Origin of the sequence: Erythrobacter sp. SG61-1L (assembly GCF_001305965.1) — a bacterium.
Lineage (GTDB): Bacteria > Pseudomonadota > Alphaproteobacteria > Sphingomonadales > Sphingomonadaceae > Andeanibacterium.
The window spans coordinates 1885365-1911486 of record NZ_JXQC01000003.1 but is presented as its reverse complement, the minus strand read 5'-3'; the positions used below and the strand labels follow the sequence as shown (position 1 = coordinate 1911486).

General features: G+C 61.4%; 19 protein-coding genes. 6 read left to right on the top strand and 13 right to left on the bottom strand.

Going from position 1 to position 26122, the window contains the following annotated elements; translation table 11 throughout:
• Window positions 1-17 precede the first annotated feature (17 nt).
• From SZ64_RS09640 to SZ64_RS09630, 3 genes are all read right to left on the bottom strand, one after another.
• Window positions 18-728: a Crp/Fnr family transcriptional regulator gene (locus tag SZ64_RS09640; protein ID WP_082384510.1), complete on the bottom strand. Its 711-nt coding sequence runs from the start codon at window positions 726-728 to the stop codon at window positions 18-20.
• A gap of 385 nt (window positions 729-1113) precedes the next feature.
• On the bottom strand, window positions 1114-1353 hold the full coding sequence (locus SZ64_RS09635; RefSeq protein WP_054530627.1) for a hypothetical protein: 240 nt from the start codon (window positions 1351-1353) through the stop codon (window positions 1114-1116).
• Window positions 1354-1567: 214 nt separating this feature from the next.
• Window positions 1568-2824: a TetR family transcriptional regulator gene (locus tag SZ64_RS09630; RefSeq protein WP_082384509.1), complete on the bottom strand. Its 1257-nt coding sequence runs from the start codon at window positions 2822-2824 to the stop codon at window positions 1568-1570.
• Window positions 2825-2934: 110 nt separating this feature from the next.
• Here SZ64_RS09630 and SZ64_RS18265 point away from each other — a divergent pair.
• From SZ64_RS18265 to SZ64_RS09610, 3 genes are all read left to right on the top strand, one after another.
• Window positions 2935-3998 (top strand): IS630 family transposase gene (locus SZ64_RS18265; protein ID WP_193391501.1). Its coding sequence is split into 2 segments (ribosomal slippage): window positions 2935-3426 and window positions 3429-3998, totalling 1062 coding nucleotides; the frame shifts between segments, so codons are not numbered across the junction.
• A 397-nt stretch (window positions 3999-4395) separates the two neighbouring features.
• A complete protein-coding gene (locus tag SZ64_RS09615; RefSeq protein ID WP_156313598.1) occupies window positions 4396-7524 on the top strand; it encodes a TonB-dependent receptor in 3129 nt (1042 codons plus the stop codon).
• Between the two features lie 520 nt (window positions 7525-8044).
• Window positions 8045-8401, top strand: a complete 357-nt coding sequence (locus SZ64_RS09610; RefSeq protein ID WP_156313597.1) for a hypothetical protein — start codon at window positions 8045-8047, stop codon at window positions 8399-8401.
• A 31-nt stretch (window positions 8402-8432) separates the two neighbouring features.
• On the opposite strand, the gene SZ64_RS09605 is transcribed toward SZ64_RS09610, so the two are convergent.
• The 6 genes from SZ64_RS09605 to SZ64_RS09580 form a co-directional block, all read right to left on the bottom strand.
• Window positions 8433-8636, bottom strand: coding sequence for a hypothetical protein (locus SZ64_RS09605; RefSeq protein WP_054530623.1), 204 nt, complete (start codon window positions 8634-8636; stop codon window positions 8433-8435).
• A 478-nt stretch (window positions 8637-9114) separates the two neighbouring features.
• A complete protein-coding gene (bamA, locus tag SZ64_RS09600) occupies window positions 9115-11847 on the bottom strand; it encodes an outer membrane protein assembly factor BamA (RefSeq protein WP_054530622.1) in 2733 nt (910 codons plus the stop codon).
• A 173-nt stretch (window positions 11848-12020) separates the two neighbouring features.
• The gene (locus tag SZ64_RS09595) at window positions 12021-12764 is read right to left on the bottom strand and encodes a response regulator transcription factor (RefSeq protein ID WP_054530621.1); all 744 of its coding nucleotides are present in this window, start codon (window positions 12762-12764) and stop codon (window positions 12021-12023) included.
• 302 nt (window positions 12765-13066) lie between these two features.
• Window positions 13067-14290: a cytochrome b/b6 domain-containing protein gene (locus SZ64_RS09590; RefSeq protein WP_054530620.1), complete on the bottom strand. Its 1224-nt coding sequence runs from the start codon at window positions 14288-14290 to the stop codon at window positions 13067-13069.
• 58 nt (window positions 14291-14348) lie between these two features.
• Complete coding sequence (locus SZ64_RS09585) at window positions 14349-14735, bottom strand: DUF6152 family protein (protein WP_054530619.1); 387 nt, start codon at window positions 14733-14735, stop codon at window positions 14349-14351.
• Window positions 14736-14761: 26 nt separating this feature from the next.
• Window positions 14762-15538 (bottom strand): hypothetical protein, encoded by a 777-nt coding sequence (locus SZ64_RS09580; RefSeq protein ID WP_054530618.1) that lies wholly within the window; start codon window positions 15536-15538, stop codon window positions 14762-14764.
• Between the two features lie 410 nt (window positions 15539-15948).
• Here SZ64_RS09580 and SZ64_RS09575 point away from each other — a divergent pair, with 410 nt between their 5' ends.
• Entirely contained in the window at window positions 15949-18984 is a 3036-nt protein-coding gene (locus SZ64_RS09575; protein WP_082384507.1) for a TonB-dependent receptor, read from the top strand.
• Window positions 18985-19157: 173 nt separating this feature from the next.
• Window positions 19158-20141, top strand: coding sequence for a hypothetical protein (locus tag SZ64_RS09570; RefSeq protein WP_054530616.1), 984 nt, complete (start codon window positions 19158-19160; stop codon window positions 20139-20141).
• A 27-nt stretch (window positions 20142-20168) separates the two neighbouring features.
• Here the strand turns inward: SZ64_RS09570 and SZ64_RS09565 are convergent, their stop codons facing one another.
• The 4 genes from SZ64_RS09565 to SZ64_RS09550 all read right to left on the bottom strand — a co-directional run bounded on the left by SZ64_RS09565 (window position 20169) and on the right by SZ64_RS09550 (window position 24311).
• On the bottom strand, window positions 20169-21569 hold the full coding sequence (locus SZ64_RS09565) for an aldehyde dehydrogenase (RefSeq protein ID WP_054530615.1): 1401 nt from the start codon (window positions 21567-21569) through the stop codon (window positions 20169-20171).
• A 120-nt stretch (window positions 21570-21689) separates the two neighbouring features.
• Window positions 21690-22367: a TetR/AcrR family transcriptional regulator gene (locus SZ64_RS09560; RefSeq protein WP_054530614.1), complete on the bottom strand. Its 678-nt coding sequence runs from the start codon at window positions 22365-22367 to the stop codon at window positions 21690-21692.
• Window positions 22342-22857 carry a flavin reductase family protein gene (locus tag SZ64_RS09555; protein WP_054530613.1) on the bottom strand — a complete coding sequence of 172 codons (516 nt, stop codon included), beginning with the start codon at window positions 22855-22857 and terminating at the stop codon, window positions 22342-22344. Before SZ64_RS09555 ends, SZ64_RS09560 begins: the two co-directional genes overlap by 26 nt.
• 5 nt (window positions 22858-22862) lie before the next feature.
• Window positions 22863-24311 (bottom strand): 4-hydroxyphenylacetate 3-hydroxylase N-terminal domain-containing protein, encoded by a 1449-nt coding sequence (locus SZ64_RS09550; RefSeq protein ID WP_054530612.1) that lies wholly within the window; start codon window positions 24309-24311, stop codon window positions 22863-22865.
• 219 nt (window positions 24312-24530) lie between these two features.
• Here SZ64_RS09550 and SZ64_RS09545 point away from each other — a divergent pair, with 219 nt between their 5' ends.
• Entirely contained in the window at window positions 24531-26090 is a 1560-nt protein-coding gene (locus SZ64_RS09545) for an FAD-binding oxidoreductase (protein WP_206742904.1), read from the top strand.
• Window positions 26091-26122: the final 32 nt, after the last annotated feature.

Genomic DNA, 26122 nt, shown 5'->3' with positions numbered 1-26122 from the left:
ATTGGCCAAACGGGGTGTCAGGCGCTCTGGGCGTGAACGTGATGCACGCATTCTTGCGGTTCCTGTGCCCGGACGGCTTCGTAACATTCGCAGGCTTGGGCTTCGAGCAGTCCGCGATCCATCACGGACAATTTGCCGCGCGAATAATGGATCGCGCCTGCCGAAAGCAGTTTGTTGCAGGAATCGCTGACCGTGGCCGGCCGCAGGCTGAAAATGTCTGCCAGCATGCGTTGAGTGATGTCGAAGCTGCGTTCCGTCATCCGGTCATCCGCGTGGAGCAGCCAGCTGGCGATCCGCTGAGTGGCGGAATGCGCTGCGGCGCAGACCACATTCTGCATCAGGCGCCGCGTGAGCTGGGATACGCAGCTGAAAACCGCCGGACGGAACGACGGGTCCATTTCCATAGCGGCCTGAAAATCACCGAGCGACAGCCACGCGGCCCTGCCTGAAATGGCAGCCAGAGCCGTGCCGCCCGACCGCTTCTGGCCAAGGACGGACAGGCCACCAATCATGGAATCACGCCCGACCGCGACATTTTCGATCATCCGGCCGTCCTTGAGCACGCTGCGCAAGGAAACCAGCCCGTCCAGCGGGAAGATGACGCTTTGAATCGGCGCCCCGCATTCGAAAAGCACTTCACCAGAGTGAATCGGCTTCACCATGGTGCGGTCTGCGAGAAAATCCCGGCAGTTCGGGGCCAGATTCCGGATTATCCAGTTCTCAACCATCCCGTCAGCCTAAGAGTGCGTCCCGCCGTTTACAAGTGAACACTCTGCCTCCGTATGAATAACAAGCAGTTAGAGGCTCATATATACGATAACGTATCAATCAGATGGCGCCATCGGGATGATCGCGCTGGACGTATAACGAGAATATGGAAAAGATAACTCAAATTTATTGGGCGATAAAGTGCCGCTTGCCGGATTGAAACGGGCGGTGAACTAATAGAAATTACGAATAGATGCCGGATTCAAGTCGAGACGTTCTTGCAGGCTGTTCAGTTTGTTGATGGTCGGCAGAGCGCGGGAAGCCTCTGGCGCTGTTTGAGCAACAGCCAAATGCGAACCTGCTTTCGGAACTTCACAGGTGAAGCAAATGGTCGGTCTCGCCGACCTATTCGGGGGCCTGGCAGGCCTGATGGCCGTCATAATAGGGGCACGCGGCGATCCCATAGGAATCGACCAGCATCTTCATGGCGGCCCGCCACTGGTCGGGCTGCATCACAATCTGGCCGCGATTGCCCGTATCCGGATTGAACGATGCGATCACCAGTGCGCCGGTGTCGAAAAGCGTCAACGTAATGTGATGACCTTCGCCTTGGGCGTCGCCGATATAGACCGGTTGATTGAGCATCTGAACGCCAAAGTCTCTGCCAGATTTATGAACTTGGTGAATTCGGTTCCGGAAAAAGCATGTTCACAGTTGGGACTTTGGCGCAAGTGGGTTGGCCTGCCCGAGTCTTGAAACGGAACGATTGTTCCACAACGGAATTGCTTGCGCGGGCGGTTCGCCGGGAGCGGGGGAGCTACCCCCGCGTGACCGGCGAACTTTTAATCTGCCTGCGCTGTCATGAAGGACTGCGCGCTGCAATAACGAACATTTCGAACGCCTTCTGGCCAAGCGCCGTGGCTTCATCATGAGCCATCCCCGCACTGCAATGTCCGAAGCCACGGATTGCGGATGAAAGGACGGCAACGAGTGCTGGCGTAACCAGTTCGGGCGCGGCCAGCAGTTTGCCGAGAACGCCGACTCCCACCGGATCGCGAAATGCACGGATCACACCGCCCAGCGCCTTGTCACTCTCGCCACGGCTGAGGTTGAGGATGATCTCGTCGAGCGCTCTCAACAGGGGTTCCCTGCCGCCGATTACTCCGCGGATCACGGCTTGCCTGGCATCCATGGGATCGGTTGGCATGGCGTGGATCTGGCTTATGGTCGGCCGGCTCGAACTGCCCTCATAGATGCGCTGGAGTGCCAGGCGCAGCATCTTGGACTTCGAGCCGAAATGATACGACACCGCGCCAAGTGTTGTCCCGGCGCGGCTGGCGACCGACCGAAACGTAAGCGAGGCAAGGCCGCTTTCGGAAAGGAGGGCGGCTGCCGCATCGTCAATTGCGGTAAACTCCTCCTTCGCGCCGAAGACGCGCCGATAGTCGCGCTCAGCCAGATCCTGATAGGCGACCCTCACTGACGAGCACGTAACGCAGGGCTGCTCGATGAACTGGAACAAAGCCAGCGCTGTCTCATCCAGCAATGCACGATCCAGCAGGCTGTGCCAGCGGATGAGATGCTGGCTGGCCTCTCCATCGAAGAACAGCCAGAGAAGTTCGGGACTGCCGGCGAAGTGGAACTCGCCACACATCCTTTCCCAGAAGCCGCGCCACAAGGCTGTCCATTTCGCATGTGGCTCAAGCTGGTTCGGCTGGGTCAGCGCGGCGGCATGGGCTTCGCGCCACGCCAGCGCCAGCGGCCGCTGCTCGCCGGTCCACTGTTCGATCAGCGCAGCCATAAGCGATGCATGGGTCGCCAACGGCAAATCTGCCAGCGGATAGTCGCGCAATTCGTTGAAAACGCCTTCCATCCAGTCGCTGGCGCGCTGCAGCGCGACGCTTTGCGCATGAGTGAACAATTGTTCCAGACTGCCAAAATGATAATCGATCGCAGAAACCGAAGCATCGGCTTCCCGAGCAACCATGCGCACGGAAATCTCTGCCTGGCTGTGCTGGCTCCAGAGTTTGCAGAGTGTGCGTATTAAGCGGCTTTGAGTATCGTTGGTGGCAGTGTCTCGTCCAATAAAAGAAGAATCCCCGGCATTAGGTGCCATTATATTTCCCGTCCCTTTTATACCAACTTGTGCGGCCGCTGACTCACGATGGGGATTCCCAAGAGCCTGAAAGTCTGAATCTATGACGCCCTGTTCTGGAGGGTAGTTTGATGGGTTCAGCGATCGGCTTGCGTGATGATTATGATGGCGCTGCCTTGAGGCGATTGGCGCGTGCGTCGAAGAGCGCGAACCAGACGCGGCGGCTTTTAGCCTTGGCCGAGATCTACGACGGTGGCAGCCGGACTGCGGCGGCGCGGATCGGCGGGGTGGGTCTGCAGATCGTGCGAGACTGGGTGGTCCGGTTCAATACCCGTGGCCCGGATGGCCTTCTGGATGGCAAGGCACCCGGTCCTCGATCCCGGCTCAATGATATTCAGCGCCGCGCGCTTCTGGAGGTTGTCGAGCGTGGTCCGATCCCGGCGGTGCATGGCGTCGTGCGCTGGCGGCTGATCGATCTGGTGCAGTGGCTTCATGATGAGTTTGCGGTTTCGCTCGATGTGAGCACCGTGTCGCGCGAACTGAAGAAGCTGGGCTACGTCAAGCTCACGGCTCGGCCTCGCCACCATGCCCAGAACGAACTCGCCGCGGAGGCCTTCAAAAAGGGGGTTTTGCCGCCGAGCTGGCAAAGGTCAGAGCAACCCTCCCCAAGGGCACGCCCATAGAGATATGGTTCCAGGACGAAGCGCGGATCGGCCAAAAGAACAAGATCACGCGGCGCTGGGCCAGACGCGGGACCCGGCCATCAGCGCCCAAGGATCAGCGGACGAAATCGGCCTACATCTTCGGCGCGATCTGCCCCGAGCAGGGCAAGGGTGCCGGCCTTGTTCTGCCCTTCTGCAATACAGAGATGATGTCCCTGCATCTTGCCGAAATCTCCCTCGCCGTCGCCCCCGGCGCTCACGCGGTCGTGCTGATGGATCAGGCCGGTTGGCACATGACCGGAAAGCTCATCGTGCCCGACAACATCAGCATCATCGCGCTGCCAGCCAAGTGCCCAGAGCTCAACCCCGTCGAGAACATCTGGCAGTTTATGCGCGACAACTGGCTCTCCAACCGCGTGTTCACCTCCCACGATAACATCGTCGATCACTGCTGCGAGGCGTGGAACAAGCTCACCGATCAGCCATGGCGCATCATGACCATCGGCCGCCGCAAATGGGCCCGTGGGTCATGATCAATGCAGGTTGGTATTACGTCTCCCACCAGACAAGATGCACGATCAGGCGCCATTTGGGAATGCCCTCTGTCCAGAAGGAAAAGGATCATACAAATGTTCTAGAATTGGCAGAGTTCCGGCACGGCACGGGGCTGTCGAGGCGCAGGAAAACCGGGCGATCCGGCCCACCGGGTGCGGCTTGCTGGTGGGGTAGGTGCCATGTGGACAGCAGGTGCCGCGACCATTCGTGGCAGAATCTGACCGCCTTTGACGGCCGCATTGCCTGCAGGCAACTTCCTGCAAACGTCGGAAAAATCCCAGAAAAAATGCCGGGCCAAACGCGAACCTTCCGGGGCGTGAGGGTTCGTCCCGGACGAATGATTCTCAAAAAGAATACAAATCTGGGAGGTAAAATATGCGAATTGCTCCAGGCATGCTTGTCGCCAATTGCGGCAGGCTCCTCGCGTCGTGCGCGTCTGTCGCGCTGATTGCCGTGATGGCTCAGCCTGCCATGGCTCAGGACGAGGATGGGAAAGAAGAAGTCTCGCCCGCCGATGCCATCATCGTCACCGGCTCGCGCATCCAGCGCAAGGATTTCGAATCCAACAGCCCCACTGTGACCGTAGATGAGAGCTTGCTGCAGAACTCTGCCACCGCTGCGCTCGAAGTGAACCTCAACAAACTGCCGCAGTTCGTTCCGGCACAGACGCCGACAGCGGGTGGCGACATTCAGCCGACTGCGACCAACACGCCCGGCGCGGCCACGATCTCGCTGCGCGGCATCGGCGCCAACCGCAACCTCGTGCTGCTTGATGGCCGCCGGTCCACGCCGAGCAATGCCTCGGGCGTGGTCGACATCTCGACGATCCCGAGCGCGGCCATCGAACGCGTGGAAGTCATCTCCGGTGGTGCTTCGGCGACCTATGGTGCCGATGCCATCGCGGGCGTGACCAACTTCATCCTGAAGAAGAATGTCCAGGGCCTCGAACTCGACGGCCAGGTTGGCCTGACGCAGGAAGGCGACGGGCTGGAATACCAGCTTTCGGGCATTATGGGTGCCGACTTCGATGATGGGCGCGGCAATGTCAGCATCGCCATGTCGATGAACACCCGCGAGGCCAGCTACCAGCGTGACCGGTCCTGGTATCGCGACCTGTGGGCCGATACGAGCGTGAGCGGCACCCAGTTCTTCATCGAATCCCCGGGCATTTATTTCGGCTATGCCAATCTGCCGACGGCCGTCTCGAGCATGTTCCCCAATTCGTCGCTGCCGGCCGGCGGTTATACGGCCTATACGAACACCGACGGCTCTGCCTTCGTCAACGGCTCCTGGTATAATGGCGGGGTTTACACGCCCTATTTCGAGGGCTTCAACGGCGATGTCGATGGCTATGAATACAAGGTCACCGAAGCCGGGACCATGGGCCAGAACAACACCAGTTCCTACCTTATCCTGCCGCTGACCCGTTACAATTTCTTCGCCCGCGGCAATTACGAGATCAATGACTGGATCGGCGTATTCGCACAGGGCCTCTTCAGCCATGTGAGCACTTATACACGTCAGGAACCGGGGCCGGTCACATCCGGCTGGAGCGTGGCGATTGACCCGACCACGCTGGATGCCGATCAGCTTCCGGCGGATATGTGGGAACTGCTGAACAGCCGCCCCGATCCGGATGCGCCGTTCGAACTGCGCACCATGATGCCGGAAGACCGCGAAGGCTTCACCGATGTGATGACCTATAACATGCTGGCGGGCCTTGAAGGGTCCATTCCCGGCACGGACTGGACCTGGGAAGCCTTCGTCAATCACGGCGTTTCGGTCACCTCCTCGCGCCAGACCGGCATCTATTCGCTGGAACGCCTGCGCACCGTCCTCAATTCCGGCAATTTCGGTGAGGGCTTCTCCGCCACCGGCAATTCCAAGGATGGCGGCTTCGGCGCTTCCACTGCCACTTGCACCAGCGGCCTGAACTTCTTCATCCAGCCTGAAGGCGGCTTCTCGCAGGACTGCCTCGATGCGATCAAGGCTGACCTGAAGAACCGTTCCTCGATGCGCCAGACCATCGTGGAAGCCAACCTTCAGGGCAAGCTGCTCGACCTTCCGGCTGGTGAACTGCGCGCGGCTTTGGGTGCCAGCTATCGTGAGCAGGAATATGAGTTCATCAACGATACGCTGACCAGCCAGGGCACATCGTTCCAGGATCAGGCGCTGGGCATCTATCCGAGCGCGGATTCCTACGGCTATTACGATGCCAAGGAAGTCTATGGCGAATTGCTGGTGCCGGTTCTGGCCGATCAGCCCTTTGCCAAGTCGCTGAGCCTCGAAATCGGCGGCCGTATCTCTGACTACAGCACCACCGGCACCAGCTACACCTACAAGGTGCTGGGCGACTGGGAAGTGAACGACTGGATGCGGATTCGTGGCGGCTACAACCGGGCGGAGCGTTCGCCGAATATCGGCGAGCTCTATCTGGCGTCGCAGGAAACCTTCGGCGTGAACTACGCCGGCGATCCCTGCTCGCTCGCCAACCCGCTTTCGTGGTCGGCGAACCCCGCCAATACCAATGGCAATGCCGTGCGCGCGGTCTGCGAACAGCTGATGGATCGCTCCGGCGATTCCACGGCCAAGACGCAGTATTATGCGGGCACCCAGTCGAATTCGACCTTCGGCTATGCCTGGCCGACGCTGGTGGGCAATGCTGACCTGACGACGGAAAAGTCCGATACCTGGACTGCTGGCGTGGTGTTCAACTCGCCCTTCGAAACCCCGGCGCTTTCGCGCCTGCGGCTCTCGGTGGATTGGTACGACATCTATGTGAAGGACGCGATCGCTCCGCTGACCGTAGCCGCCGCGCTCCAGCAATGTCTCGATCCGAACTATAACCCGTTGGTGCTCACCGATGCTTCGGCAGCGGCCGATACGGCCTTCTGCCAGAACATCCAGCGCAACCAGACCGGCCAGCAGGGAACGGTGTACACCACCTATACCAATAACGGTCGCTTCCGGGTTCAGGGCATCGATACCCAGCTCGACTGGGGCATGGACGTAGGCCCGGGCACGCTGTCGGCAAACGTCGTGTTCAGCTACCTGCTCAAGTACAAGAGCGCGGCGCTGCCTACCCTGCCGATGGTCGACTATGTCGGCACCTTCGGCACGACCGAGAACGGGCTGAACTCCGGTGCCTATCGCTACCGCATGCTGACCAGCCTGAACTACAGCGTCGGTAAGGTTCAGCTTGGCCTGCAGTGGCAGCACCTGCCTTCTGTGGAAGATTCTTCCGAAGCCACCATCGCGACGACCACTGTCGGCGCTCCGGCCTATGACATCTTCCATCTGAACGGCAGCTATGCCGTGGCGGATAATTTCACGATCCGCTTCGGCGTGGAAAACCTGTTTAACCGGGCACCGCCGTTGACCAACTATAACCCCGCCAACACCAGCGCTGCGACGAACGGCCTGCTGCAGGGCGGCAGCTATACGTCGACCTATTACGACACCAATGGTCGCCGCTTCTTCCTGGGTGCCAACGTCAAGTTCTGACGCCCCGGAGCTGAACAGGGAAGGGGCCCTTCTCGCGCAGAGGAGGGCCCTTTTGCCTGTCTGGAACAGGGGTGAATGTTGACACGAAAAGGCCTGCGAAACTTTTGGCGCAATGGCCTCGTCAGCCCCGGTTTCGAGCCGTTTTTCAGCGATGGACGCGATCTTCGGTGTGACTTTTCATTTTGGGCAGTCGCGCGGGCTGTGAGCCGTCTCGCAAGGAGGCGGTCGCGAGCCGGGATTGCGGGGGCGCATGGCGGGGCGGAGACCAGGCAGTTCATCACACAGGATAAACGCCATTTGCCGGTATGTAGGAAAGTGATTTCCTCCCACTTTCGCCATGCGCATGTGCGGAAATGGTGAAGGTGGACAAGCTGTCTAAAGGTCGGGTTTGTCCAGCCGACCCAGGCAGCGTGGACAAATTCGGACCTGAATGAGCGTCTGAAACCCGGGAGGACGGCCTGCGGCCTGAATGGCAGGAATGGGGTGGTAAGCGGACGGACCGTATCTTAGGCTGTTGTTGATGCCGCTGAATATGACACGATACAGGGAGAGGTCGCGCTACCGGATTGGTTCGGCAGCGCTTGTAGCAATCATTTGCGTTGCTTTAGCGTCGGTAAATATCGGCATTCCCGCGTGGCTTATCTTTCTCGTCGCGGTCGCTGCCGAGATTGCCCTGACGATAATGACGTATCATCGCCTTCGCGATGCGAACCTATCCACTGCATGGTTGCTTTTGATGATCCTCCAGTTTGGCATCGGGCCAACGTGGCATCTTTCGGATCATGTAACTTTCAACATCGGCGGATCAATCATCAGCTTGGTGCCGGTGATATTAGGATGGATTGTGCCCGAAAGGCGGATCAAAAGATTGAGCTAGAGTCTGCTTAGTTGTCGCAGTCAGCCAATCCTCATAGCTCGCCCCGACCCATTGCGTGCAGCATGAAATATGCTCTGATCGCACAGGCGGATGCGAATACCATGAACGCGGAAACGGTGAGCGTTGAGTCGGCAAACGGGTCCTTGCTCAACATAAAAGACGCGATGCTAATCACGAACGCGGGCCCCCCAACGAAACTCATGTAGCGCTGCGCCCAAATCGGCATGAACTTCATCAACCTCTTCCCCCGCTTTCCGCACTGCACGATCGTCCGCTGATAGGGCGGCCTCCGCAAGGTCACAATGGCAGTCAAGTCGTCGTGTCCGGACTGGCGGCACTCGGCATATCTGTTGGGGGAACTGCCAGTCCCCAGTTCGTCATTCCCGCGAAGGCGGGAACCCAGATCAACGGTTGCCGCTGGGTTCCCGCCTTCGCGGGAATGACGATGGTAATCGACTAAAAGCCTAATCCCACTCGCCACAACCGCTCATCCTGAGCTTGTCGGAAGCGAAGCTGGCCGAAGGCCAACGACACGCGCCAGCGCTTGCCCAACAAAGGGATATGGGGCTGACGGTTTGCCGTGTCCTTCGACAAGCTCAGGACGAGCGGAGATTGGGGATGTCCGCAATGTCATCGTGTCCGGAATGGCGGCTTCTCGGTTGAAATTCTGACAAGCGGTTATGGAAGCTCGCGCTGGAATTTGTCCACGCGGCCTAGAACTGGGTGCCGACGTTGAACGTGAAGGTCTTGGTGTCGTCACCCGGCTGCTTCCACAGCACCTTGGCGACGTCGATCCGGAACGGGCCGAAGGGCGAGTTCCAGTTGACCCCGAAGCCCACGGAAATGCGCGGCAGGGCGGAATTGCCCAGATAGGTTTCGCGGAAGCCCGGATAGGTCGTGCCCAGTGCCGTATTGCTCGCGCTTTCGAGGCAGGTCGGCGGGTTGGGGTTGACCGCATTGGTCACATAAGACGTGCTCTCGGCCGTACAGATGCCGTCCACGATCGATGCGGAATCGATCTGGGTGTAGAGCTGGTTCCCGTCATCGTCGCGCGTGGCAACGAAATAGGTCGATCCCGTGTCAGACAGGGCAGGGGCCTTGAGGTCGAAGACCGATCCGACATCGAGGAAGATCGAAGGCCGCAGGCCCATTTCGCGCGCGCCGGTGCCAAGTGGAATCTGCAATTCGGCACGGCCCAGATAATAGGCATTGCCGCCCAGCGGATCGTCCACCGGATTATCGGGATCGCTGTAATAGGTGTAGCCGCCATTGTTCGTGCAGCTTTCGGCCGAAGTCCCATCGCCGCAGACGGGCACGCCATCGTCGTCGAGCGTGTAATATTCCCGCAGGATGCGCGGACCGACGCCGCGAATGTCGAAGCCGCGGATCTGCGGATCGCCCAGGAAGAAGCGGTCGGTCAGGCGGACTTCCTGCCCCAGCCCCTTGACGTAACCGCCTTCGCCGGAGAGCGAGAAGACCCAGCCGGGTGCCAGTTGCCAGTATTTGGCCGCGTTTATGCGGAACTTGGCATAGCGCTCGCTTCCTCCGAGCCCGGCGACGTCGAGGCTGACGGTGACGCTGTCGCCGCGCGTCGGGCGCATCCGGTTGTCGAGCGTGTCATAGACCAGAGAGGCGCCCAGGATCGAGCTGGTGCGGGTTCCCACTGCCTCGCACAGATAGCGGCTGGCGAGCAGGGGATCGCATTCCAGCGTACCGGGATTGACGCGGTCGCTGTAATAGGTGCTCTCGTCCAGCGTCACGTCGTCAAAATTCAGCGTATAGCGCCCGATGAGCGAGGCATTCTCGGAAAGCGGCACGCCGGCGCGCACCTGAAAGCCGGTGGTTACCTGCCGGAAGGTCGTGGCATTGTCGGTGTTGTAGTAATTATTGTTGGAATCGCGCCGGTAGACGTCGAGACCCAGCGAGACATTGTTGTCGAACAGATAGGGTTCGGTGAAGCTCAGCGTTACACCGCGCGAATAGGAAGACATGTTTGCGCTCAGCCCGACAGTCTGCCCTTTGCCGCGAAAATTGCGTTGTTTGACCGATGCCTGCAGAATGAAGCTCTCAAGGCTTGAGAAGCCTGCGGAGAGCTGGAGTTCGCCGGTGGCCTGTTCCTGGACATTGGCGTCGAGCACGATGCGGTCCGGGGCCGAGCCCTGGCTCTGCTCGATCTGGAAGTTCTCCTGGAAATAGCCCAGCGAATTGATGCGCGCGGTGGAACGCTTGACCGCCAGCGAGTTGAACGCATCGCCTTCGGCCAGGCGGAACTCACGCCGCACCACCTTGTCCTGTGTCAGCGTGTTGCCGTTGATGTTGATCGCCTCGACATAGACGCGCGGCGCCTCGTTGATCACGAACTTCACGTTCATGGTCAGATCGTCGCGGTTGCGGTCGAATTCGGGCCGCACATCGGCAAAGGCATAGCCGTAAAGCCCGGCCGTCTCGGTCAGGCCCTCGACAGTGTCTTCCACCATCTTGGCATTGTACCAGCCGCCCGGCTTGACCGCGAGCGAGCTGGTCAGCACGCCTTCGTCGAAGTCGCGCAGCTGGCTTTCCACCTTCACATCGCCGAACTTGTAGCGCTCGCCTTCCTCCACCACGTAAGTGATGATGAAGTCCCGCTTGTCGGGCGTGAGTTCGGCCACGGCCGAGACCACCCGGAAATCGGCATAGCCTTCGGTCAGGTAGAACTGGCGCAGCTTCTGCTGGTCAAAGGCCAGGCGATCCGGGTCGTAGCTGGTGCCCGAACTGAACAGGCGGAACGACCTGGCCTGTTTCGTGATCATCTCGCTTCTCAACGCATCATCGGAGAACTTCTCGTTCCCGATGATGTTGATCTGGCGGACCTTGGATTTCGGCCCTTCGGTGATCTCGTAGACGATATCGACGCGGTTCTGCGCCAGCTGCACGCTCTTGGGTTCCACCACTGCGGCGAAGCGGCCCTGCCGCTTGTACAGCTCGATGATGCGGGCCACGTCCGCGCGCACCTTGGAACGGGTGAAGATCTGGCGCGGGGCAAGCTTGATCTCGGGGAGGATCTTGTCCTCCTTCAAGCGCTTGTTGCCTTCCAGGATGATCCGGTTGACCACCGGGTTCTCCTGCACGTCGATCGTCACATTGCCATTGTCGTTGCGGATGCTGGCATTGGCGAACAACTCGGTCGCGTAGAGATCCTTCAGCGCCTGGTCGGCCGCAGCCTCCGTATACTGGCCGCCCACCCGCAGCTGGATGTAGCTCAGGATCGTCTGAGCCTCCAATCGCTGAGAGCCGGTGACGGCAACGCTGCGGATCGTATCCAGCGCGCCACTTTCGTGAGCGGCGGGGCTGCGGGCTTCGGACGGCTCAGGCTCGGGAAGGATTTCCGTCTGGGCGAACAACGGCGCGTGACCGGCAAGCAGCACGAGCGCAAGCGCCGTGGAGGCAAGGGAAAGGGGACGCTTCATCAAATGGCACCTCGATAGGTGGCCGCCTAGGACGCGAACTTGCCTGCCGAATGTCGGGACATGTCGGCGGCACTGGCCCAAGGACACAATCCTTCGGCCCGCAAGCGCGGGGGCGGCGGGGGCTGGTCGGGAAATTCAGGGCGCGGGACAGCAGGCGGGCGGGGCCGAGCCGCTCAGCGCTGAACCACCTTGGCCACGAACATATATCCTTCGTTCCGCACGGTCCGGATCAGGTCATTATTGCCTGACATGCCCAGCTTGCGGCGCAGGCGGCTGATCTGGGTGTCGATCGCCCGGTCATAGGCATCGCAATTCGCGCCGCGCGCATATTCCAGCAGCTGGTCGCGCGTCAGCACGCGCTGGGGCCGCTCGACGAAGGCGCGCAGCAGGGTGAATTCTCCATCGGACAGGCTGGTGATCGTGCCAAGCTGGTCGCGCAGCTGGCGCCGGTCTATGTCCAGGCTCCATCCGCTGAACAGGTAGCAGACCGAGGTCGCTTGTTCGAGCCGGGCGGATTTGGAGAGGCGCCGCCTGACCGCGCGGATTCGCGCCAGCAATTCGCGGGCGGAGGCAGGCTTGGGCAGATAATCGTCCGCCCCGGCCTCCAGCCCCACGATGCGGTCGATCTCGCTCGCCAGTTCGGAAACGATGATGACGCATACGTCCTGATGGACGGAAAGTGCGCGGGTGATGGCAAGCCCGTCCTCGCCCGAGATGTTCACGTCAAGCACCACGATGTCGATCGTGTACTGACTCAGCAGGTCGCGCGCCGCGCCTGCATTCTCCGCTTCCAGAACAAGAAAACCGTGATCGGCAAGGAACTGGCCTGTGGCCGTCCGGTAATCGCCATCGCCGTCCACGATCAGGATGCGGGGGCGCGCTTCGGATGGTTTCGGCAGGGGGGCGCCACTGGCCATGGCTCCAATCCATTCGGATGGCGTAGGCTGCTGGGGGACGGCGGATTCGAGCATGCGCGGCCTCGTGAGAGTTTCGGTTTCAGACACAGGGAGGTCATCCCTGCACCGCACCCGAACCGATGGACCGATCCGGGGGCGGCTATTCGCTTTCCCTGTCGCTCTCTTCTCAACGTGCGCCGTGCTGTTTCCCTTCGAAAAGAAATGGAAAAAATTGCCACCCTCGCGCCAAGCCCCGTCAGTTTCAGAAATGAAACTGCGGGAATTGGCGGAAAGTGGCCGATTTCAGTGTTGTGAAATTCGCGTCAGTTTGCCGGAACTGTTCCATCTGCCTCGAAGGAGAAGCTGACGGACACGTTGGGATCCAGGCTTTCGGCCGCGCTGCCTTCCCCGATGCCGAAGGCGGTGCGTGCGATGGTGGCGCTGCCCTGCGCCTTGCGGTGCAGGCCTTCGCCCGCCAGGCGGAAGCTGATCGTCTGCGGCAGGGTCATGCCCTTCATCTGCAGCGTGCCCTTAGCTGTGTAGCGGCCGGGCGCTGTCTGCCGGGCGGAGCTTGCACTGAACACGGCCTTGCCGAACTGGCTGACCGCGAAGAACTCGTCGCCTGCCAGCATCCCGTCCTGCGTGGCATCGCCCACGCTGGCGCTGGCAAGGTCCACCGTGATCCGGATATCCGCCGTCTCCGGACGGTCGGGATCGAAGGCGATGGCGCCCTGCCATTTGGCGAAGCTGCCATCGATGGTTCCCGCATCGCCATTGCCCACGGAGAAGGCCAGACGCCCGCCGGGCCTGATCTTCCATTGGGGAATGGCGCCCGGTTCTTCTTCGGCTGTTGCTGTGGCTTCCTCGCTCGGGGAAGGCGTGGCTTCGGGCAGCACGGCCTCTGCCGTCTGCTCAGCCTGTGGGGGTAGTGCTTCGGCTTCTGAGGCGGGGGCCTGCCTACTGCCGATGGCAAGGAATGCGGCAATGCCCAGTGCGATCACGCCCAGGGCCAGCAGCCCGCCCAGCGGCCTGCTGCCGCCCGGCGCCATGCGTTCCAGCAGCCGGTCGCGCAGCAGAATCTCGTGGCGCAGGGCGCCTGCGACATGCAGCAGGAACAGGGCGATGCCGCACCATGCCAGCAGTTCATGCGTCTCCTCGACCATTTCGTTGATCGAACCGGGCAGCGGCAAATGCGGCAGCGGCACAATGCCAAACAGCACCGTGGGCACGTTGACCGGGGCCGTGGAGACCAGCGCCCAGCCGGTGAGCGGGGCCAGCACCATGAAGGCGTAGAAGCCGACATGCACCCCATGGGCCGCGGCATGGGCAAGCCCGCGCTCCAGCGGGGCAGGGCGTGGATGGGCAAGGCGCCAGCCCAGCCGCACCACAGTAAGGGCAAGGATCGCGATCCCCACCGACTTGTGCAGCTGGAACAGGGCAAAGCCTTCCACCCCGCGCGGCATGGCAAAGCCAAGGGCCAGTTCGAATGCAAGGGCAAAGGCTATCAGCCAGTGAAGCGCGATCGCGCCGGTACTATATCGGGTCATGCTCTCTCCCAATTCACCGTCGATCCCTGACGTTACATTTCAGGTGATCTTCGCCGGATCAATCGAAAGAAAGCTGTTTCAGCGTCTTTCCATTGGGTTGTGTGACCGTGACGTTGAATCCGCCGCTGCGGCCGTCGCGCAGCGGGTAGTACGTGAGGTCGATCACGTCGCCCGGCTTCAGCGTGCGTTTGGACCAGCCTGCACGGGTCAGGTGATTGGGGCTCATCCCTTCGAAGGCCCACTTCTTCTCCTTGCCATCGGCGCCCGGCGCGGTGACGTAGATGAAGGTGTGCGGATTGGTCCATTCCCACCGCAGGACGGTGGCCTTCTTCAAGGTGACTTCCTTGCCCCATTCGAACATCGCCGTGGAATGATGGGCCGAACTGGCCGCAGGAATGACGGCCATCAGGGCGGCTGCCGCGAGGCCGGAGAAGAAACGCTTCATGTCGGGCTCCTTGGAATAGCGTGCCGTTATTCGATTTCGTCGAAGCCGAGATCCATGCTCGGCCGGCCTTCGGCATCCGCTGCGTCGCGGTTGTTTTCCTGACAGATATATTCGCGAATATCCCAGTCCGGCTCGAGGCGGTAAGACAGCGAGGTCACGAACGGTTGGGTGAACAATTCGGGATCGGTGATGGTCGTTTCCACCACCAGTTTGCCTGGCCCGTCGAGCTTGATCCGCTCATGAATCCGGGTGTTCTCGGTCGGGTGGAGGCCGGGCAGCAGCGAAATCAACGGGGAAAGGCCCACCGTATCGGCCACCAGTGTCTCGCCTTCCCAATGGCCTACGGAAGAACCGTTGAACAGCAGGTCCGGATCTTCGGGAAGGGGGCGTCCGTCTGTGAAAATGCGACGCACCTGGCTGTGCGTTTCGATAACGATGTTCACCTTACCCGGTGAATAAATGAACTCGATGGGGTAGGGGTATCGCATCACGCCCGGCATGCCCACCGGCATGCAATTGGCCCCTTCGGTCTGCAGGTTCTGGCCGTCCGCCTTGGCAGCATTGAATGCATCCACAGTCGCACGGGCGCTGGCGGTCATCGGGGCCTGCCCTTCGGCGGCGCGCAGGTTGGTGACTGCGGCCCAGTCTGGCTGCCACACGCCTTCGAAAGCTGAAAGCCGGGCGATGGCGGCGTAGCGCGATTCGCGGCTTGCCTCGACTGTAGGGTTCTGTGCCTGTGCAGCGCTGCCCAGCATGGCCGCTGCTGTAAGGGCAGCCGCCATCAGCTTGAATTTATGTGACATCCTCTCCCCTTTCCCCGGCGTTATACGCTCTTTGGGTTGCCCCATCGGATAGAGAAATGCGTTGATAATGTCAATTTTAAGATTGCGGCACCCTTAAGCAAGACGATGGCGCGTATCCGCCAATTTTGTCCGAATTTTTCAATTCCTCGGCCGAGGCTGGCTTCAAAAAGTGGGGATTTTCCGACTTTCTTCAGTCGTTATTCCAGATTGAATTGCTGCTTGACTTTGATGAAATCAAGGAGGCAATTAGCGGCACAATAAGTGCCCGAAGGCACAGTGGGAGAGGCGGCAACGGCATTCGGGTTTCCGTTGCGAATGGCATGGACGCAGCATTGCTGCGCCGTGGACGGTAACCGGGTGCCGTCTTTCCCCTGCGGTTTCGAAAGCACGCGAAAACCAAGGGGAGAGTCATGTCTAAATCACGTAAATTGGTATTCCGTTCCGTGCTGCTCACGGCCAGCGCCCTGTGCGCCGCGCCGGTGATGGCTGCGGACGAAGCGGCAGATGGCAAGACCGTCTCGGTAGAGGACGTCACTACCGAAGCGGACGGTGCAGCTTCGCAGGACACCAGCCCGATCGTCGTCACCGGTTCGCGCATCCAGCGCACCACGTTCGACGCGCCTTCGCCCGTCACCACGCTGGGCGGCGATGACCTTGCCCGCCGCGGTGTGACCAACGTGGCCGAAGCAATCGCCGAACTTCCCTCGTTCCGTGACAGCACCAGCCCGCAGACACAGGGCTTCGGCAGCTTCAACGTGGGTGCGCGCATCATGAACCTGCGCGGCCTGGGCGTGACGCGTAACCTGATCCTGGTGGACGGACGCCGCTTCGCGCCCTCGACTCGCGAAGGCTCGGTTGACCTCAACTTTCTGCCTTCGATCCTGCTCGACCGGACAGAAATCGTGACCGGCGGTGCCTCCGCAGCCTATGGTTCGGACGCGATCACCGGCGTCGTCAACGTGATCCTCAATAACAATCTGGAAGGCTTCAAGGCCGAAGTCGATTACGGCGTTTCAGACGAGGGCGATGGCGACAGGTTCCATATCGCCGGCGCATTCGGCACGGCTCTGGGCGATCGCGGCCATTTGGTGATCGGCGGCGAATATGCCGACCAGAAGGGCATCGGCAACTGCTTCACGCGCGACTGGTGTACGCCGGGCGCGGTTATCACCAATCTGGGTTATGCGGGCGGCAACGGCATGCCCAACCTCGTGCGCGTGAATGACGGCGCGGGCCTGCGGTTCAACAATGCGGGCGTAGTCTATGGTGGCCCGACCGATACTTACGGCATCGGCGCTCTATTCGGTACCGGGGGCACGACTTTCGATTCCAGCGGCAATCCGGTAGCCTTCCACACCGGCACCCCGGCATTCGCGCTGTTCCAGAATGGCGGCGACATCATCCCGGCCTATATCAATTCCAACATCACCGTTCCGGTGGAACGCTATTCCTTCAACGCTCATCTCGACTACGACGTGACCGATGACATCAAGGTCTTCCTTGAAGGCACCTATGGTCATGTCGCCGGCCAGTTGCTTCAGACATCGTTCTTCAGCACCGGCATTCCGATCTACGCAGACAATCCCTTCATCCCCGATGAAGTGCGCGCGAAGCTGCCTGTAGACCAGCAGGCCCAGCCGACCGGCCCGTACTCGCTGGTTCGCCCCACCGCTGCGGCTTTCTCGATGGCCCGCATGTTCGACGATTTCGCCCGTGGTTACAGCACCTCCGAAGCGGACACCTACCGCATCGCGACGGGCATCAGCGGTTCGTTCAGCGACAACTGGAAGTGGGACGGATATTACCAGTACAGCCGGACCGACCGTCTGCAGGAAGTGCAGGACAATCTGGTCGTCGGTGCGGCGATCTATCCGGTCGGCAACCCTGCCACCATCGCCAAGAGCAACGCCTATTTCTACTTCGCGACCGATGCGGTGATCGATCCCGATACCGGCAACCCGACCTGCCGCGCCCTGCTGAGCGACGATCCGGCGCTGGTGGCTGCCGCGCAGGGCTGCGTTCCGCTGAACCTGTTCGGCGAGAACAACTACGATCCGGCCGCGCGCGATTATGTCTATGGCACTTTGGTGGAAGACATCACGCTGGAACAGCATGTGCTGGCAGCCAATGTCAGCGGTGAGCTGTTCGAGGCACCGGGCGGCACTGTCGGCCTTGCCTTCGGTGCTGAATATCGCGTCGACAAGATCGACGTGACGCATGACGATCTGTCGAACCTCTATGCCTATTTCCAGAACTTCGGTGCCGATTACAACGGCAAGACCGAAGTGGTGGAAGGCTATGCCGAGCTTGAAGTTCCGCTGCTGTCCGACGTGCCGGGTGCAGAGGCGCTGACCCTCAACGGTGCAATCCGCCAGACGCATTACAAGATCACCGGCTTCGGCAGCTATCTGCGCACCCAGGCCGAAAACTCCTTCGATGCCACGGCATGGAAGCTGAGCATGAACTGGGAGCCGACCGACTGGCTGCGCTTCCGCGTAAGCCGTTCGCGCGATATCCGTGCGCCGAACTTTGCCGAACTGTTCCTGTCTTCGGCCAGTTCCTTCACCACAGTGAACAATCTGTTCAACCCGAGCCAGTCGTTCAACCCGAACCTGCTCAATGGCGGCAGCCCCTATATCAAGCCTGAAAAGGCCGATACCTGGGGCGCGGGGATGATCCTGCAGCCAAGTGGCGCGCTGGACGGGCTGCGGTTCTCGGTCGATTACTTCAACATCAAGGTGAAGGACTATATCGGCTCGCCTCCGGGCGGCTTCCAGAACATCATCAACGAATGCTACGCGGGCCGCGAAGAGGCCTGTGCCCTGATCAACGACGGTACGATTTCCGCCGGTGAGAACATCACGGAAATCCGCAACGTCTCGGTCAATCTGGAAGAACTGCGCACGAGCGGGCTGGACTTCGAAGCCGATTACCGGATCGATCTCGGTTCGCAGAACCAGCTGATGCTGCGCGGCCTGGCCACCTATACTGACGAACTGACCACTGTCGCTTACGGGCAGGAAATCAACCGTGCTGGCCAGACCGGCAGCGCGGCAGCCATCGGTGCGCCGAAGTGGACGGCCAATGCCTTCGTCACCTTCGTCAATCCGCGCTTCACCCTCACGCTGCAGGGCCGTTACATCGACAGCGGCGTTCTGGATGCGCTCTACACGGATCCCAGCGATCCCGATTACGATCCGAAGCTGCCCAACTCCATCAACGACAACAGCGTGCCCAGCCGGTTCTATCTGAACCTGTCGGGTACCGCGAAGGTCGGTCCGCGTTGGGGCGCGGATGACGAGAAGGGCTTCGAACTGTTCTTCCGCATTAACAACCTGCTCAACAAGGAACCGCCGATCGTGCCGGAATTCCAGTATCCCACCAATCCGGCCTATTTCGACACGATCGGCCGCTATTACACGATCGGCGCGCGCGCGCGTTTCTGATCGGGCGGTCCCTCGCAGGGGTCAATGCGGCGCCGGCGGCTTCCCATGTGGAAACCGCCGGCGTTTTTTTGGCCATTTGCCTTGGCGGACCAATGATCTTAGGAATGGCGCCAGCCAATGGGGGTTGGCTTCAACAGACTGCAGACGCAGCGCAAAGGACGGGACAGGAGCGCGTGGCAGAAAAGCTGAACGGCAATGATGCGCCGCTGGCCGGCGTCCAGCAGGAACTGATTTCAGCGCATTTCCTGCTGCTGCGGCGCGTGCTGCTGAAAAGTGCGCGAACGGACTTTCAGGGTTTCATGCCGCAAAACCAGATGGAGCGGCGCGTGATCTTCACATTGTTCCGCATGGAAGAAAGCCGGGTTTCCGAACTGGCCTATTCCATGGGCAACGATGTCGCCCAGATCAGCAGGGCGCTCGCCTCCCTTCGCAATGTCGGAATGGTCCATCGGGAACGCCAGCGCGACCCCTATACGCTGACTGCGAAGGGCCTGAAGTTCGGCCAGGAGCTGGATGCCGTCGCCGAAAAGCGCGAGCAGAGGCTCATTCGCGGTTTGCAGCCGGTGGAGGCATTCGAACTGGGCGGAATGCTGATGAGCCTGCAAAACCGCGCTTCCCAGATACTCGCGGAAGAACTGCTTCAGGCCAAGACGGAAGATGCCGGAGAAGAGGGTATCACGGTGCCCGCCTATCCCGATCCGCCAAACCGCGTGCAGGCGGCCGTATTCAATATTGCCAATACGATTTCCCGTTCCGCCACGGCGGCCTTCAAGCGGCTGGCGGGTGTTTCCAATTTCGAGTGGCGGGTTCTGGTCAACGTGGCCAGCCGCCCGTCGATCACCTTCATGGGGATCGTGGATCACGTCGATGCGGACAAGGCGCAGGTCAGCCGCACGCTGGATGCGCTGGTCGGCGTCGGCCTGATATGCCGGGCGAAGGATGCTGCCAGCGGACAGGTGTTGATCGAACTGACCGAGAAGGGGCAGGCCTATTACGCCCTGATGCGCGACGATGCCTTGAAGCGGCATACGATCCTTACCGCGGGGCTTAAGAATGCCCAGCGCGGCAGGCTGCAGGGCTATCTCAACCTGCTGATCGGCAATGCACTCGAAATGGCGGGAATGTCCGGAGAGCAGGAGGACAGGCACGGCCTGTAAGGCCGCACCTGATCCTCTTGCCATGCATCAGATCGGGTAGTGGCCCGGTTCGGTTTCCACCGTGACCCAGCGCAGTTCGGTGAAGGCGTCGATGCCGGCCTTGCCGCCGAAGCGGCCATAGCCGGAAGCCTTCATGCCGCCGAAGGGCATCTGGGCCTCGTCATGCACGGTCGGCCCGTTGACGTGGCAGATGCCGGACTGGATCTGGCGGGCAACCTTCAGGCCGCGCGCCGTATCGCGCGTGAAGACCGAGGCCGACAGGCCATATTCGGTGTCGTTCGCCAGTTCGATCGCATGGGCTTCATCGCGGGCGCGGGCGATGCCGACGACCGGGCCGAAGCTTTCATCGCGGAACAGCTTCATGTCCGGCGTCACCTTGTCCACCAGATGGGCGGGCATCAGTACGTTCTGCGTCGTCTCGCCGCCGGTAAGGAGTTCGGCGCCCTTGGCCACGGCATCCTCGATCAGCGAATAGCAGTGATCCACCGTCTTGCGGTCCACCACCGCGCCCAGCGGCGTATTGCCCTCGCGCGGATCGCCCACCGGCATGGACTTCACCTTCTCGGCAAACTTCGCGGCGAAGGCATCGGCCACGGCATCGACCACGATGATCCGTTCGGTCGACATGCAGATCTGGCCCTGGTTCATATAGGCACCGAAGGCCGCAGCCTTCACAGCCTCGTCAAGGTCCGCATCTTCCAGAACGATCATCGGAGCCTTGCCGCCCAGTTCGAGCAGCACCGGCTTGAGGTGCTCGGCAGCGCGCTTGGCGATGATCCGGCCCACGGTGGTGGAACCGGTGAAGTTGATGCGCTTCACCTGCGGCGCATCGATCAGCGCGCCCACAACGTCGCCTGCATCGGCAGGGGCATTGGTGACGACATTCACCACGCCTTCGGGGAAGCCTGCTTCGGCAAAGGCTTCGATGATCAGGGCATGGGTACGCGGGCAGCTTTCGCTGGCCTTGAGGATCACGGCATTGCCGCAGGCCAGCGGCACAGCGATGGCGCGCACGCCCAGAATGATCGGCGCGTTCCACGGGGCAATGCCCAGCAGCACGCCAACCGGCTCGCGCAGGGCCATGGCAAGGCAGCCCGGCTTGTCTGACGGGATCACTTCGCCATTGATCTGGGTGGTCAGGGCCGCTGCTTCACGCACCATGGAGGCAGCAAGGCCGAGATTGAACATGGCCCAGCCGGCAGTTGCGCCGATCTCGCCCATCATCGCGGCTACGAAATCGTCCTTCTTCGACTCAAGCGCAGCGGCGGCCTTCATCAGAACCGCACGGCGCGCATTGGGGCCCATCTGCGACCACACTGCAAAGCCCTGCTGCGCCTTTGCCGCAATCGCCGGAATATCCGATGCCTGCATCGCATCCGCGCTGGATGCGACCTCTCCCGTCATCGGGTTCAAACGTTCGAACTTCATCTTTCCTGTCCTTTTAGCTCGAGAGCTTGTTAGCCACCGCGGGCGCTACAGAGCGCAAAGCGGCGCAAGACGCAATGGGGTTGGGCCGAAACCTTCGGAGCCAGCGCGAATGCGCCGATCCTATTGCCCGATCCGGGCGGAGTGGAAGGCTGAAAGCCCGCCGGAAACCATCTGCGCGAGGCTGAGGGCCGCAGCATCCCAGTCCATGTCGGCCTGCTTCAGTCCCATGACGGAGGCAAGCCTCGCGCCCTGTATCTGGGGATAGACATAGGTGCCGTTGATCACCGTCATCGCAAGGAACAATTCCTGTTCCGCAAGGCCGGGCAGACACTGGCGGGCAAATCCGATCATCCGCGTGCGGACTTCCGCCACCAGCGGGCGGACGATTTCCTTCGCTTCCTCGGAAGGGTCGGACAGGGCCTTGCAATAGACGTGATGGCTGGCCGGAGCAGTTCCGTCCTGCCGGGCAGGGGCAAGGACGGGGCGGTAGAAGGCGAACAGCACATCCACCAGCGCCGGGGCGTCCGCTTGGCTTACTGCGTCGAGATTATCGAGCTGGGCCTGATTGATGATGCCGAAATGGTGGCCGAACACATCTTCGAACAGATGGCGCTTGCCGGTCCAGTTGCGGCTGAGGGAGGCAATGCTCGTCCCGGCGCGTGCGGCGATGGCGCGGATGGTGCAGCCATCGTAACCTGCCTCGATGAACTCGCTGGCCGCCGCCTCGATAAACCGGTCCTTGCTGGAACGGTTCGCGGCGGCGGGTTTCGGTTCAAGCGCAATATTCGGGGCGTGCATAGCGTCCGTCCATGTAGATCAGGCCGTCCGCATCTTGGCGGAACGACGCGTCGCGGACGAGTCCCCTTATCACCATATGGCTGCCGAAAGGTTCGGCATGATCCACTTCGCAAACCACGCTGGCGATTGCCTTGCGGCAGACCGGCACGCCCAGAGGGTGGGTTTCCCAGTCTTCGGATGAAAAGCGGGTACCCGGATCGGCGGTGAAGAAGGCCTGGCACCAGTCTTCGCCCTCGGCCCCGATCATGTTGATGCTGAAGCGCCCGCTCTCCATCACTGCGGGCAGAAGCGAGGCGTTGCGGTTGATCGCGATCAGCATCGAGGGGGGATCGAAGCTGAGCGACATGACTGCCGTCATCACGATGCCGCGGGGCGAGCCGTCGCTGCCCCGGCTCGCCACCACGGTGACACCGCCCGCCAGACGCCGGAGCGCCTGGCGGAAGCTGTCGAGTTCGAAGCCCGGCTGTTCGACCGGCAGAGCCTGCGTCATCGCGCTCAGGCCGGAAGGATGCCGGACTTCTGCATGAAGTCGCGCACCTGATTCCATTCGCCGTCGCGCTGGGCGATCATATGGTCGCCGATGCGGGCGCGGGTCTGGCTGGTGAGATAGAACATCTCGTAGAGTTCGACGCGGCTGCCGAGGGCGGAGCCGGCGAAGTCCCAGGCCATGCGCATGATCCGGGCGCGGTCTTCGGCGGCCATGCCGTTGGAGCCGGGCAGATATTTGCGCAGCTTGTCACCGATTTCCGGGTTCTCGAACAGGTCGAGCGAGGGGGTGCACAGCAGGTTATGCCCGCCGATCACGCGGATGATCTGGTTCACGCGGGTCATCCAGCCGGGCATCACGCAGCGCAGCACGGACAGGTCGCGATGCGGGAAGAACGCGCCCGCGCCCCAATCATGCGCCCGTGCTTCGGCAGCGACGATGGCCGAGCGGGTGAGCGAGAGATAGGAGTGGATCTCGCCCAGCATTTCGGCGGTTTCCGGATAGGCGAGGCTGTTCGTCACCTTGGCGATGCTGGAACACAGATCATAGGCGAATTCGAGCTTCACCATCGCGCGGATGGCGGTCTGCTGCAGGGTGTTGCCCGGCGAAACGCCCGCGTTGAGGTTGTTGTAGACGGCAAGGTCGCCGTCGCAGAACACGCGTTCGTACGGCACTTCGACATCGTCGAAGATCACGAAGGCGTCCTGCTCGTCAAAGCGGGAGGAGAAGGGGGCATCGGCCACGCTGGCATCGACGCCATAGTGATCGCGGCAGATCTGGATCACGCCCTTGGTGTTGACCGGGATCGAGAAGATCAGGGCATATTCCTCGGCGCCCGAGGGGATCGGGGCGGAGGAATAGACGTAGAGTTCGTCGGCAAGCGGGCCGAGGGTGGCCAGCACCTTGCCGCCGCGCACGATGATGCCGTTTTCGTTACGGCCGACAACGCGCAGGGTGAGTTCGGAGTTCATGCCGGCAAGCGGCGGGGCCGACTTGTCGATATTGGCATGGACGATGGTGTGGGTCATCGAAAGGTCGCCCTCGATCACCTCGCGGTGGAACTTCTTGAGGCGGTCGTAGCCTTCCGGTGCGCCCTTGGCCCAGATGTCGGCGCGGGCAGTGTGGCCCGACAGCACGACATTCACGTAATCCGGCGTGCGGCCCAGCATGCCGTTGGAATAGCGGGAGAGGCGTTCAAGGCCGCGATGGCGGATTGCCAGGTCTTCCGCGGACTTCGGCAGCATCAGGCTGACGTTCATCTTTTCGTCCGGACGCTCCGGATCGGGAATGAGGCATTCGTCGGCATATTCGTGCTGCCAGTCGAAATAGCCGGCCATGCCGTCAATCGAGCCGGCGAGCTTGGGATCGGTTGCTACATCGATCTTGCCTTTGCCGAGCCAGACCTCGCGTCCGTCAGCCAGCGATGCCTTGTATTCCTGTCCAGTTCTTGCGGCCATGTCGCCTCTCCTTGGTATTTGTTGAAAACGCCTGTATTCACGATTCGTGAGACATGCAAGAAAAACAGACTACTGTTCTGTTGGACGGACCTGTGTGCATCCTCAGCCCGTTGACGGCTGGCGGTTTGCACAATAAAAGAATGATGTTCTGTTATAGAGAACGATGAGCCGGGTCGCCGGCCTGCAATGAATGCCGGTGCAACCGGCTGGGAGAATGTGATGCAGCCACAAGGCAGGCCGTGGGCGCGCCCATCGGCGGATGTGCTCGAAAATGCGCGGGAGCGATTCTCCCGCTTGCTTGGCATTGAAGGTGTGCAGGCCGAAGGGCCGCTTTTCGCTGAATTCCACGATCCCTTCGAGGGGCCGGACCCGGTGGGGCATCAGCCCTCGCTGGTGGTGCAGCCCGCTTCCGTGGAGGAAGTGCAGGCCGTGCTGCGGCTGGCGACGGAACTGGGCGTCCATCTGTGGACCTCCAGCATGGGGCGCAATTTCGGTTATGGCGGATCGGCGCCGGTGGTCGATGGCGGGGTGGTGCTCAATCTGCGGCGGATGAACCGCGTGCTGGAGATCGACGTGGCGCAGGGTTACGCGCTGATCGAGCCGGGCGTCAGCTTCGCCCAGCTATATGCGACCCTGCGCGAACAGAACGCGCCGCTGATGATGTCCGTGCCGGATCTCGGCTGGGGCAGCATTATCGGCAATGCGCTGGAGCATGGCTATGGCTACAACGTCATGGGCGATCATGCCTCCGCCATCTGCGGGATGGAGGCGGTGCTGGCCGACGGCACCTTGCTGCGCACGGGGCAGGGCGGCTTGCCGGGCAGCCCCCTTTGGGCCTGTCACCGGCGTGGTTATGGCCCTTCGCTCGACAGCCTGTTCATGCAGAGCAATTTCGGTGTGGTCACCAAGGCAGGCCTGTGGCTGATGCCGCGCCCGGAGATCTTCGTCACCGGCACGATCACCTGCCGGGGCGAGGATGACATCGTGCCGTTGGTCGACACGATCCGGGGCCTGCTGCGCGAGGGCGTGCTGCAGGGCGTCCCGATGATCGTAGGCACGCCTGACGAGGCCGAAGCGGATGAGGCCGGGCTTGGTCGCTTCACTCTGGCCAATCTCAAGCAGGTGCTGCGCCCGGGGCGGTGGAGCGTGCGGCTGGGCCTGTATGGCGATGCAAGGATGGTCGCGGCGCGTCGGGCCATTCTGGAGAGCGCGGTTGCCGCGCTAAGCGGTGCAGAACTGGAATTGCGGACCTATCCCGGCGATGTCGGGCCGGAGACAGTCGAGCCGCGCGATCTCATTCCTGCGGGCATTCCCAATCAGGTGTTGCTTGAACGGCTGAAGGGCGTGTTCGGAGAAACGCTGGGGCACATGGATTTCTCGCCCGTCGTTCCCCTCACCGGGGAGGCGGCGCAGCGGGTAGACCGGTTGGTGCGCGAGACCATGGCCCGATACGGGTTGATCGCGCCGGTGGGCTTCCTGCTCAACCAGCGCAGCATGGTCAGCGCCTGCATGGTGATGTTCGATGCTTCGGACGCAGCCCGCGTCCAGCTGGCGCGCGAAGCCGTGCGCGAGATGTACGATCGCATCGCCGAATGGGGCTGTGCGCCTTACCGTTCGCATATCTGCCTGGCCGATCATGTGGCGGGCAAGTTCTCCTTCAATGGCCACGCGCTGGGGCAGACCTATTCGCGCATCAAGGATGCGCTCGATCCGGCAGGCATTCTGTCACCCGGCAATCACGGCATCTGGCCCGGTTTTCGGGCCTCGGAGGCTGGTTGACTCTGTCATGATCGAAAAATAAGAAAACGTCA

What these genes read in the sequence shown, in the direction of transcription:
- SZ64_RS09550 (WP_054530612.1), bottom strand. Translation starts at nt 24,311, where the DNA reads ATGGCCGCAAGAACTGGACAGGAATACAAGGCATCGCTGGCTGACGGA.
- SZ64_RS09635 (WP_054530627.1), bottom strand. Translation starts at nt 1,353, where the DNA reads ATGCTCAATCAACCGGTCTATATCGGCGACGCCCAAGGCGAAGGTCAT.
- SZ64_RS09585 (WP_054530619.1), bottom strand. Translation starts at nt 14,735, where the DNA reads ATGAAGCGTTTCTTCTCCGGCCTCGCGGCAGCCGCCCTGATGGCCGTC.
- SZ64_RS09565 (WP_054530615.1), bottom strand. Translation starts at nt 21,569, where the DNA reads ATGAAGTTCGAACGTTTGAACCCGATGACGGGAGAGGTCGCATCCAGC.
- SZ64_RS09615 (WP_156313598.1), top strand. Translation starts at nt 4,396, where the DNA reads ATGCGAATTGCTCCAGGCATGCTTGTCGCCAATTGCGGCAGGCTCCTC.
- SZ64_RS09630 (WP_082384509.1), bottom strand. Translation starts at nt 2,824, where the DNA reads ATGGCACCTAATGCCGGGGATTCTTCTTTTATTGGACGAGACACTGCC.
- bamA (WP_054530622.1), bottom strand. Translation starts at nt 11,847, where the DNA reads ATGAAGCGTCCCCTTTCCCTTGCCTCCACGGCGCTTGCGCTCGTGCTG.
- SZ64_RS09580 (WP_054530618.1), bottom strand. Translation starts at nt 15,538, where the DNA reads ATGTCACATAAATTCAAGCTGATGGCGGCTGCCCTTACAGCAGCGGCC.
- SZ64_RS09575 (WP_082384507.1), top strand. Translation starts at nt 15,949, where the DNA reads ATGTCTAAATCACGTAAATTGGTATTCCGTTCCGTGCTGCTCACGGCC.
- SZ64_RS09610 (WP_156313597.1), top strand. Translation starts at nt 8,045, where the DNA reads ATGCCGCTGAATATGACACGATACAGGGAGAGGTCGCGCTACCGGATT.
- SZ64_RS09545 (WP_206742904.1), top strand. Translation starts at nt 24,531, where the DNA reads ATGCAGCCACAAGGCAGGCCGTGGGCGCGCCCATCGGCGGATGTGCTC.
- SZ64_RS09640 (WP_082384510.1), bottom strand. Translation starts at nt 728, where the DNA reads ATGGTTGAGAACTGGATAATCCGGAATCTGGCCCCGAACTGCCGGGAT.
- SZ64_RS09555 (WP_054530613.1), bottom strand. Translation starts at nt 22,857, where the DNA reads ATGACGCAGGCTCTGCCGGTCGAACAGCCGGGCTTCGAACTCGACAGC.
- SZ64_RS09590 (WP_054530620.1), bottom strand. Translation starts at nt 14,290, where the DNA reads ATGACCCGATATAGTACCGGCGCGATCGCGCTTCACTGGCTGATAGCC.
- SZ64_RS09595 (WP_054530621.1), bottom strand. Translation starts at nt 12,764, where the DNA reads ATGGCCAGTGGCGCCCCCCTGCCGAAACCATCCGAAGCGCGCCCCCGC.
- SZ64_RS09560 (WP_054530614.1), bottom strand. Translation starts at nt 22,367, where the DNA reads ATGCACGCCCCGAATATTGCGCTTGAACCGAAACCCGCCGCCGCGAAC.
- SZ64_RS09605 (WP_054530623.1), bottom strand. Translation starts at nt 8,636, where the DNA reads ATGAAGTTCATGCCGATTTGGGCGCAGCGCTACATGAGTTTCGTTGGG.